The following is a 1,195-nucleotide window of genomic DNA, read 5'->3' as shown; positions in this document are numbered from 1 at the left end:
CTGCTCACCGAGGAACTCAACAACACACCCAGCCGGCTCCCCGGCGACCACCGCACCCTGAACTACCAAGTCGCCCAGGCACAAACTTCAACAACGAACGAGTGCCTACTTCAGGAGGTCTGAGTCTTTCGCCGGATGAAGCGTACCTGCGCCAAGACCGGGCTTGGGCTCCTCTCCGGACCTGTCTCCGGGGTCCGCATCGCCAATCCGGCCTACGGTCCGCTCGCTCCGCCCGAGCGCGTCGATAAAAGCCGCACCGACTGGAGCCGGTGGGACACCATGGGCCGGACGTTGTATATCGCCGAGGACGAGGAAACGGCGTTTCGGGAATGCTTGGCGTGGGCCCGGATGACTGGGGAGCATCAGGCACACGTCGATAAGCTTTCCGCTCTCTTCGGGGAAACTATCGACCAGACCATGCGTGATATTGACGAGGACTGGAAACGTCTTGGGCACATGCAGCCGGGACACTTGCCTGCATCCTGGCGGGATGGGCACCTTCTTTACCGAATTCAAGTACCAGAAACAGCAGGGTGGTGGATCGACGCCCATGAACCGCCGAGACACTCGATGCGCTTTCATTGGCCGCTGGATCCGATCTCGCCCGATTTACCGGACAGCAAGATATCGACAAGGGTGTGATGTTCACCCACGATCGAGAGGTGACAACGCGGTTGGCCGAACGAATGCGTGAACAAATCCTCGATAACGGTACCGAACCGCTTGGCATCCGCTTCGATTCCCGCATAGCCAAGGGTACTTACTGGGCGTTATGGATGCGCCGTGCAGACGCCAAACTTGGCAGCGACCCAGTCAAGGCTAATCACGGCGCGGCAATCGGCCCCACGGATCCGGTCATGAAATGGGTGATGACCGCGTACGGCATCCACAGCTGGTAACGCCCTGGCCCCAAGGCCTGCTTCACCTGCGGAACCAAACACTTGGCCCACCCAATCCATTATGCCCAGTTGCACACGCGAACCGGCAAAAGCGGTCACCCCTTGCCAAACGTCCCGTAGGTCGTTCCCTTATGAAGCGTTGCTTATGGCCAGCCGGACACGAGTTGGCATACTCGCCAACTGTTGCCGTCAGTCGAGCATCGATAGGTACTGCGGCCGGCACTTCATCGCATGGATGAGTTCGTCGGTCCCGTCATCCCAGACCAGCACCACGAGTTCCAACAGCCTGCTTCGGG

Annotated in this window: 2 protein-coding genes; both read left to right on the top strand. The window is 59.7% G+C overall.

Annotated features, from left to right (window positions below; genetic code table 11):
* Positions 1-135: 135 nt before the first annotated feature.
* Entirely contained in the window at positions 136-642 is a 507-nt protein-coding gene (locus QMG25_RS20300; RefSeq protein WP_283462937.1) for a hypothetical protein, read from the top strand.
* Positions 642-899 carry a hypothetical protein gene (locus QMG25_RS20295; RefSeq protein WP_283462935.1) on the top strand — a complete coding sequence of 86 codons (258 nt, stop codon included), beginning with the start codon at positions 642-644 and terminating at the stop codon, positions 897-899. The genes QMG25_RS20300 and QMG25_RS20295 overlap by 1 nt, the downstream gene beginning before the upstream one ends.
* The last annotated feature ends 296 nt before the right edge of the window (positions 900-1,195 follow it).

This window comes from Arthrobacter sp. H35-D1, from assembly GCF_030063185.1.
GTDB lineage: Bacteria > Actinomycetota > Actinomycetes > Actinomycetales > Micrococcaceae > Specibacter.
The sequence above is the reverse complement of the archived record's forward strand: the minus strand, read 5'-3'. Positions and strand labels throughout refer to the sequence as shown.